This is a genomic window from Nostoc sp. (genome assembly GCF_035638895.1).
In the GTDB taxonomy this organism is placed as follows: Bacteria; Cyanobacteriota; Cyanobacteriia; order Cyanobacteriales; family Nostocaceae; genus Nostoc.
In genome coordinates, this window is sequence record NZ_DASQZC010000459.1 from 1 (window position 1) to 7894 (window position 7894).

The 7894-nt window shown below is 42.2% G+C and carries 9 protein-coding genes; 2 read left to right on the plus strand and 7 right to left on the minus strand.

Annotated elements, in window-relative coordinates; genetic code table 11:
* Window positions 1-438: 438 nt before the first annotated feature.
* The 4 genes from VE944_RS23070 to VE944_RS23085 form a co-directional block, all read right to left on the minus strand.
* Window positions 439-1671, minus strand: coding sequence for an aspartate aminotransferase (locus VE944_RS23070; protein WP_324982443.1), 1233 nt, complete (start codon window positions 1669-1671; stop codon window positions 439-441).
* On the minus strand, window positions 1668-2858 hold the full coding sequence (locus VE944_RS23075) for an iron-containing alcohol dehydrogenase family protein (protein WP_324982446.1): 1191 nt from the start codon (window positions 2856-2858) through the stop codon (window positions 1668-1670). The genes VE944_RS23070 and VE944_RS23075 overlap by 4 nt, the downstream gene beginning before the upstream one ends.
* A gap of 141 nt (window positions 2859-2999) precedes the next feature.
* The gene (locus VE944_RS23080) at window positions 3000-3206 is read right to left on the minus strand and encodes a hypothetical protein (RefSeq protein WP_324982449.1); all 207 of its coding nucleotides are present in this window, start codon (window positions 3204-3206) and stop codon (window positions 3000-3002) included.
* A 274-nt stretch (window positions 3207-3480) separates the two neighbouring features.
* Window positions 3481-4002 (minus strand): Ycf51 family protein, encoded by a 522-nt coding sequence (locus VE944_RS23085; protein WP_324982453.1) that lies wholly within the window; start codon window positions 4000-4002, stop codon window positions 3481-3483.
* Window positions 4003-4166: 164 nt separating this feature from the next.
* On the opposite strand from VE944_RS23085, the gene VE944_RS34195 reads away from it, so the two are divergent.
* Window positions 4167-4382: a DUF6888 family protein gene (locus VE944_RS34195; protein ID WP_414690157.1), complete on the plus strand. Its 216-nt coding sequence runs from the start codon at window positions 4167-4169 to the stop codon at window positions 4380-4382.
* A gap of 80 nt (window positions 4383-4462) precedes the next feature.
* Window positions 4463-4651, plus strand: a complete 189-nt coding sequence (locus tag VE944_RS23090) for a DUF6887 family protein (RefSeq protein WP_324982456.1) — start codon at window positions 4463-4465, stop codon at window positions 4649-4651.
* A gap of 111 nt (window positions 4652-4762) precedes the next feature.
* On the opposite strand, the gene VE944_RS23095 is transcribed toward VE944_RS23090, so the two are convergent.
* The 3 genes from VE944_RS23095 to VE944_RS23105 all read right to left on the minus strand — a co-directional run bounded on the left by VE944_RS23095 (window position 4763) and on the right by VE944_RS23105 (window position 7776).
* On the minus strand, window positions 4763-5275 hold the full coding sequence (locus VE944_RS23095) for a hypothetical protein (protein WP_324982459.1): 513 nt from the start codon (window positions 5273-5275) through the stop codon (window positions 4763-4765).
* A 303-nt stretch (window positions 5276-5578) separates the two neighbouring features.
* On the minus strand, window positions 5579-6952 hold the full coding sequence (locus VE944_RS23100; RefSeq protein ID WP_324982462.1) for an O-antigen ligase family protein: 1374 nt from the start codon (window positions 6950-6952) through the stop codon (window positions 5579-5581).
* On the minus strand, window positions 6934-7776 hold the full coding sequence (locus VE944_RS23105; RefSeq protein ID WP_324982464.1) for a YaaW family protein: 843 nt from the start codon (window positions 7774-7776) through the stop codon (window positions 6934-6936). Before VE944_RS23105 ends, VE944_RS23100 begins: the two co-directional genes overlap by 19 nt.
* Between the last annotated feature and the right edge of the window lie 118 nt (window positions 7777-7894).

Sequence of the window (7894 nt, forward strand, 5' to 3'; positions counted from 1 at the left end):
TGCCTTACCACTTGGCTACGCCCCAACGACTTTACTCTAGTTAATATAGCAGTTAGACCTAGGTTATTGTCAAGTACTTTTATAGTTAATTTCAGACAAAGGATTTTTACAGCAGAAAATTGATTGATTTAAATTCCTATATAGCAATCCGATTTGATTTCTGAATCACTCGTAGAGGTAAGGGACTGGGGATTGGGGACTGGGGGCTAGGAAGAAGGAATAAAGGTGTACTGAGTTTTGTTCAAAAATCAAATATGAGTCCTATAGTTCTTCAACAGATATTTTTTTAAAGCAGCAGCTTTAATTAGAGATTCTTGAGTTTCTTGACTGATGTAAATATTAGTACCAATCATTGTTAACTCTTTCTATTTTTTTACATTATACCAAACACGATTAGCAATCATTTTAGTCATGTAATGTTGGGTTTCCTTCCTCTAATCAACTAACAAGATCGGCGATCGCTCCTGAAGTAGAAACTACGCTTTCAGGTTGATAGCGGATGCCAGCTTGCTTAAAGCGATGTAAAGCTTCACCCAAGCGATCGCAGTCGGCAATCAAACTGATCCTTACATAACCCTCACCTGCAACCCCAAAGGCATTACCTGGAGTAAGAACAACGCCAGTTTGCTGCAACACATTCAAGGCAAAATCCGTGGAACCCATACCCACAGGACACTTCACCCAAAGATACATAGTCGCCTTGCTTTTAGGAATATCCCAACCCAACTCTCCTAACCCTTGAATCAGGAAATCGCGGCGGGTACGGTAGCGTTGTTGTACTTCATGCAAATACACATCTGGCAATTGCAACGCGGTTTCGGCTGCTGTTTGTAATGCGGCAAAAATGCCGTAATCCAAGTTAGTTTTCAACGTCCGTAAACCTTGAATTACATGGCGATTACCCACCACAAACCCAACGCGCCAACCAGCCATATTGTAGGTTTTAGATAAGGTGTGAAATTCTACACCAATTTCTTTCGCGCCAGGAATTTCTAGTAAGCTAGTGGGTTGATAACCATCAAAAGCTAACTCGGCATAACACAAATCATGCACCAGCAAAATTTCATATTTGCGGGCGAAGGCGACGATTTCTTCAAAAAATTCGCGGGGCGCTGTGGCAGCAGTGGGATTGCTGGGATAGTTGAAATAGAGAATTTTAGCTTGTTTAGCAACCTCATCAGGAATTGCAGCTAAATCAATTAACCAGTCATTTTCTGGTTTGAGGATCAAGCTGTGAATTTTACCCCCTGCGATCGCTGGCCCCCGAAAATGTGCAGGATAAGCTGGGGAAGGAACTAGAACTAAATCGCCAGGGTTAACGTAGGCAAGTGCTAAATGGGTTAATCCTTCTTTGGAACCGAGTAGCGGTAAAGCTTCGCTATCAGGATCGAGAACCACACCATAACGGCGATCATACCAGTTGGTAATCGCCCTGCGGAAACTAGCAGTGCCTTCAAAAGGAGGATAACCGTGATTGGCGGGATCTTTCAAGGCTGCGATCGCAGCTTCTACAACTGGTGCAGGTGTTGCACCATCGGGGTTTCCCATACCCAAATCAATTAAATCTAACCCTTGTTCCCGCGCTTTAGCTTTTAGTTCATCTAAACGGGCAAATACATAAGGCGGCAGTTTTTGTATCCGTTCTGCTGGGACAATCCAATTTAAACTCATGCTTCAACCTCGTCACTGATTCCCTTGGGCGAAACTCGATTCATATCTTTACTATCTATGGGTGCAGTGGTGGAAACCATTGCCGCCATTAGCTGTTCTGGCGCGACTTTAAACGGTAGTCGATGGATATCAGAATTAGGAACTAGGGCAATTTCGGCGCCTGTTTGCAACTCGCCTAATGTAATATTGCCCAATCCTAGATCACTTAATTTTTGGGGCAGTGCAATTTCTGTGTAGAACTTTAACAACTGTTGCCGTGCTGATGCTGCTAGTTGATTGCCTTGTAGCATTTCTTCTAAACGCAATTGCACCAAAATGCCAAAAGCAACTTTTTCGCCATGAATACTGCCATGTCCTGAAATGTGCGTTAAACCATTATGCACGGCATGGGCCGCAACTGTGCGACACTGCGCCCCCCCCAGTCCTCCAACTACCCCAGCTAATAAAACAGTCGCGTCTACGACTTCTCGCCAAACTTCAGTACCTGGTTCTTTCAGGGCGGCGGCTGACTTTTGCAACAAGATATCTCGCAAAACTCGTGCTTGTTGCACCGCAGCAATAATTAAAGTGTCTTGCAAATGCCCACTGCTAACCGAGGCTTCATACCACTTAGCGATCGCATCACCAATTCCAGCTACTAAAGTCCGTTGTGGTGCAGTTTTAATCAAGTCATAATCAAGTATCAATAAATCGGGACAACGAGACAGCCCCACATCGTAAAGAAACGCCCCATTTTCCGAATAAACATTCGACAGAGCACTCCAAGCTGCACAGGTAGACGCTGATGTAGGAATTGTCACCACTGGTAACTGTAACTGATGCGCGACTAATTTCGCTGTATCTAAGGCTTTACCGCCACCAACACCAATAATTACATCAGCTTTATGTTCTTTTGCTTTCTTCTGTAAAGATTTCAGGCTAGCTTCACAGCAATCTGCACTGTATGAAGCTTGGGCAGTATGTAACTGTTGCGCTTCTAAAACTGGGAGCAAATTTTTTCGGCTGATGGCGAGAGTAGAATCACCTGCCACAACTAAGGGACGAATTCCCAAAAAGGCGATCTCTGCTACGGCTGCTTGCAACACCCCAGAACCACGGATTACCTTTGCTGGGGCAGCTGTGAGCGTTAATAATGAGCTAGAGGTTTGAGTAGACAAAGAAGGTTGAGTAGAAAGTTGATTAGACATATAATCTGTTTGGCAAACAAAACCTTGATATTTCTTAATCTAATAGATTTGCAGCCAGGGATGCTTGTCACCAGATGGCTACAAACTTACATCTGACTCAACTAGGTTTTAACTGAGCTAATTTCCAACTGGTTAAGCCATTTAACGACGTTGCTTGAATGTGTGATGTCCATTAGCCTGAAATTCGGAACTATCAAAGTTTTGAATAACCGTATAATTAATTAACATTACCATTCTCAGATTCTCAAGAAAAGTGATTGAGAACTGAATAATCTGTTGATGGTCATTCCAGCTATGGATAGGTGCGTAAGGGCGAACATTTATCTGTACGCCCCACAGCCGATTCATTTGCTGCAAAAACTTGTGAAAATATCAACAGTGGTAATTAGGATAACAACTGACAAATCACAACTGTCAGTACCCATTATCTGCACGCTAATTGACCTTTTTCCACAGTGTAACCACTAAAAGTGTGAATATCTTAATCTAAAAATAACTATTAATGTATCAGTAAATACAAAATAAATTTTGTCATCCTGATAACAGGTAAATTATTTTTGTCCTCTTGTATGAGACAGGGATAAGGAGAAACTTGTACAAAAATTCCCCTGCCCCCTGCCTCTTAAACGGTAGGTTTTGGCAATTGGGCGAATTTTTCTGTGTAAATTTCGACTGCGGTCGTAGAATTTTCACGAGAAACGAGCGATCGCTTGGCTTCACCCAAGTAAACTGGTACAGAAGTCCCTGGTTCCGGGTGGATAATGGTACGAGCGCGAACAGTCAACTTGTCCTCTTGGCGTGTACCTGAGCGACCAGAAGAAAACAGATTACTAACTGCTTGACGTAAAGTTGCATCTAATTGTGTGGGTGTAATTTGAGGTGATGTGGCAATCACCGCTTGTGTTGACCCATTGTCATAAACTAAAGTGTAGTGGGCTGCTCCTGGAATCACAGTCCGACTCAAGGGGACTATCGAGAGTGCAAATAAACCAGCCGTCACCACCAGCATAAAGCCAGTCGTACCCACCAAGCGAAAGCGGAGGCCCCATTTGAGAATAAAAGCCAAAAATGTTAAGGCAGCAAATAGCAAGGTAGCGATGCCTGACCATTGGGTGTACTGAAGAAAGTTAGCTGTTGTGAACATAAGGTTGGTTATGGATGCGTCTTTTTTTCGTTACCGACACACCCATTTTACCGAGAGCTTACACCATACTGGTTATCGTAGTCTTTAATGCCAATCAGAATATTGGGTGCTATCGCAGTCATAATAAAGTTTAAACTTGGGTTTAGCCTAAGTTGAGCGGTGAAATGGAGCCAACCTCAGAACAATTGAAACAGTTATATCGAGTTTTGACTTGGCTAACGCGAATGTATCTCCCGGTTTACCTAGTTACCTTAGATGAGCGAACAAATAACATCGTAGTAATAAGTAACCACGCAAAATTAATTACAGTCATTGCGAGCGAAGCAAAGCAATCGCAAGGGTTGGGATTGCTTCATTTCGCTTCGCTACATTCGCAATGACATTGTGTAATTAATTATGTTTAACTACTTAGCAGGTGAAGAGACAGTTGTAGTAATTAATCCAGAAGCAGAGGTTGATTATGAATAAGCCTAACTTTAGAGAAATCACACGCAAGCAATTGCGAGATTATATTTTACAAAATCGTGGCGATAGCGAAGCAATTCACGCCCTAGCATTACACGTTCAGTCTAATGGCAAACGTCTCAATTCAGTAGATGAACTACAACAAGTCATCCAAGAAAAACGTAATAAAGGCTTAGAGCCATAGCTAAAAAACAAATCATCACTCTGTTAAGGAGCTATGCGATTTTGTTAGGTTGTAGCGAATAAAGCTAGGAAATAAATTGCTTAACCAACTTCCCCAGCCTCCCCAATTTTTCTAGAATAGTATTGGCTCACCAGAGACAATATGGGAATTTTTAAATGTCTGCAATCTAGTTTGAACACTATCAATGATTGCCAGCCAATCGGCATCTTTGTTCCATTCAGACCGAATCCTGGTTTTAGTCGCCGCATCGTAGAGATTACAAAAAACCACATTCTCTTTTCCAGCAATTGCAGCGATAATCAGGGGCTTGGAAAAGTCCTGGACACATGATACAGCTAAAAGGAAAGTTTTAGCAAAGTTCGTTTCTATCCCAGTCCTAACAACATAAATTTCATCCGCCCTAACAACGATATCTAATTTAATGTTGTCCTTTTCTCTAAATTCTTTCGTCGTTAATTTAAGTTCGGATATATAGCCAGTTAGCCCTGTTTGTTGTACGGGAATAGTTTTATCATTATCGTAGTTATACCACAAGTAAGATTCCCCGTTTAATTCTCCGCTTTTTACATACAAATAAATAGGTTCTGGCGGGTTACAAAGACCTAATTTCATTTCAGTAACCATATTTTAGATTCCTTTATAAAAGCTGAAATTATTTCAGATATTCCGTCAATCAACAGGTTTTTAAATTGTGTTTAACTGAAGAAAAATAATAAATATACAAAAGGGCATCTACAAGAGATGCCCGTCATGCAGGAAAACCCCAAAGGGTTGTCCCTACACCTTCCCAACAATCAGCAACAGTAACTAATTAAGTACTAGTCACTTTATATAGTAATTTTATTAACTATTAGCTATAAAAGTCCCCAGTGTATACACTGAAAAAACTAATAAGTTTAAAGCAGGGAGAGGATCGTCGAATTTCGGTTAACTTGAATGAGATGCAAGCCTGTCATGTAGGTTATAACGATGTACTACTCCACAGATGGCAGCCAAAATTAACCATGAAAACGCATTCAAACGAAAATCGAATATGGTTACATCTACTGTATTGAATAGAACCCACCCAACAAAAGCCAGAAGATAACTGAAAAATATCAATCTGTCTTCTTTATTTATATATTTTGACCTTCGGAGGAATTGGACACCTGTAATCAAAATCCAAGCAAGTAAACCAAAAAATAACAGAGTACTGGGAAAACCAGTTTCAGCAGATAACATCAAAAACAAGTTATGGGGATGACCCAAGGGAATCTGCATCTGCGCTTGGTAGAGTCCACTAAAGCTGCGTAACCCCCAGCCAGTCCAAGGATGTTCCTGAGCTAAAGACCAGGCAAACTGCCACTGAGCTTTTCGCATTAAAGCGACTGGTCTATCTGGATACATATCATCATTTAATCTTGCCCAAAAGAAGGCAGGAACGTACTGACGAAAAATTTGAGCGACTGGCGAGGGAGCAAAAGCTGCCAAAAGCACACTAGAGACGATCGCAGCGACGCCACCCACAAGAATACGCCAACCTTGGTAGAGTGCATAAGCTAAACAGGCAAAAATAGCGATCGCCCACCCATTGCGCGAGTTGGTGAAAATCAAAGCGATGAAATTTGTAATCATCGCCACGCTTAGGAAGAGAAAGGGGAGTGGGGAGTAGGGAGTGAGGAGATGGGGGAGATGAGGGAGATGGGGGGGGAATGACTGTTTACTTTTGGCTCTTAGTTGCTGATAGTTTTCTAGCCATAACCCTAAATTGAGAATGAAAATTATCGCTAGATAAGCTGCGAAGGTGTTAGCGTGCAAGAAGAGTGAAGCAATACGACCTGGCGGATTTCCTCCTGGTACGATTGTCCAATTCAACACAACCCATAAAATCTCTAATTTCAAACTCCAGCCCAAAAATAACTGCCCTAAGCCAATAATTACCATCGGCATAGAACCGATCACCAAAACCCAAGCCATTTGCCGCAATTGGGCAAATGTTTGAATTAGGGCGCTATGGGCAACGAAAAGTAAAAAGAAGGGTAATAAATTAAATAAGCCGAGGAAAGCTGCTGTCTTGTCATCGGCAAACCCAGCACTCACGATCAGCAAGACACTCAAAAGGGCAAATCCCCAGTTGAGGGGGCGGCGACTAATTTTGCGGGATTGTTTCAACCAAGTTATTAATGATACAAAACCGATAGTCACAGCCCCCACTAAAGGACTCAATGGGAAGATTACTAGTGCCCATAGCGAGTAGTTCCAAGAAGATCGCCAACGAGACTTGAAATAGTCAAAAACCTTGTTCAAGCTGGCTCCCAACATTCCTCACGAGTAAGGCGAATTTGAGCTAAGGTGAAAATAGTCGGGATGATCCGACCATAGTTAGTGGCGATCGCTCTCCACCCTAAATCTGCAAAAAACCAAGTCCACATTATTGGCCCAATCACAGCAAACATAGTGCGGGCTGCCCCATAACGAGCTGCACTCGCAGTCATACCCCGTCGAGCCATTTGCATACCTACATAGCTTTTAAATTGCGTTGCAGCTGCTTCTGAACCTGTAATCGCCGCTTGCTTGGCTACTTCATAAGTAGCAAAGTGGATGGCAAATTGACGGGCAATTTGCTTAAGTACAAATGGCTGGAGCATGGAAGTAACAGCGATCGCACTACCGCCTTTGAAAAGTAAGCCCAAGGGGTCACGTTGCAATAAAAGTGGTAGCGGTTCTTTTAGTTCTGATTTGACAAGCTGACGCTGCACTTGTACGGTCAATTTTTGCTTTTCCTGTTCAGGCAATTTTTTCCACACCTGTCCTAGCAGATGCAAAAATACTTCTGCTTCTAAATCAATGGTTGGCAGCTGATTAGAATAAGTAATTTTTAGATACTTACATACGTGAACTAACGCTTCTCGGTAAGTTACTTGCCCTGTGCGTCCTCGCAATACTGTCATTCCGTCTGCCGCCAAAAAGCGAAAGCGACCCTCTAATGCATCTAGCCAAGCTTTGCGGTCTTGGCTTTGCACTTCGATGGGTTCGGGTGTCTGTACATAGTCTAGAGGATTGAACTTACGACTAAATAGAATTGCCGTTAAATCTTGCAATTCTTCTTCGGTCGCTAACTCCAGCGCCGCCCTCATTTCATCCAATTTCCCTTCCTCCCTTCTATGCAGCTTTGTGTACCTTATTCTACTATTAGCTTTCAGCAGTCATTAGTAGTAATTTTGTCCTTTGATAATAACGAATAACTAATGATTAATAATTAAT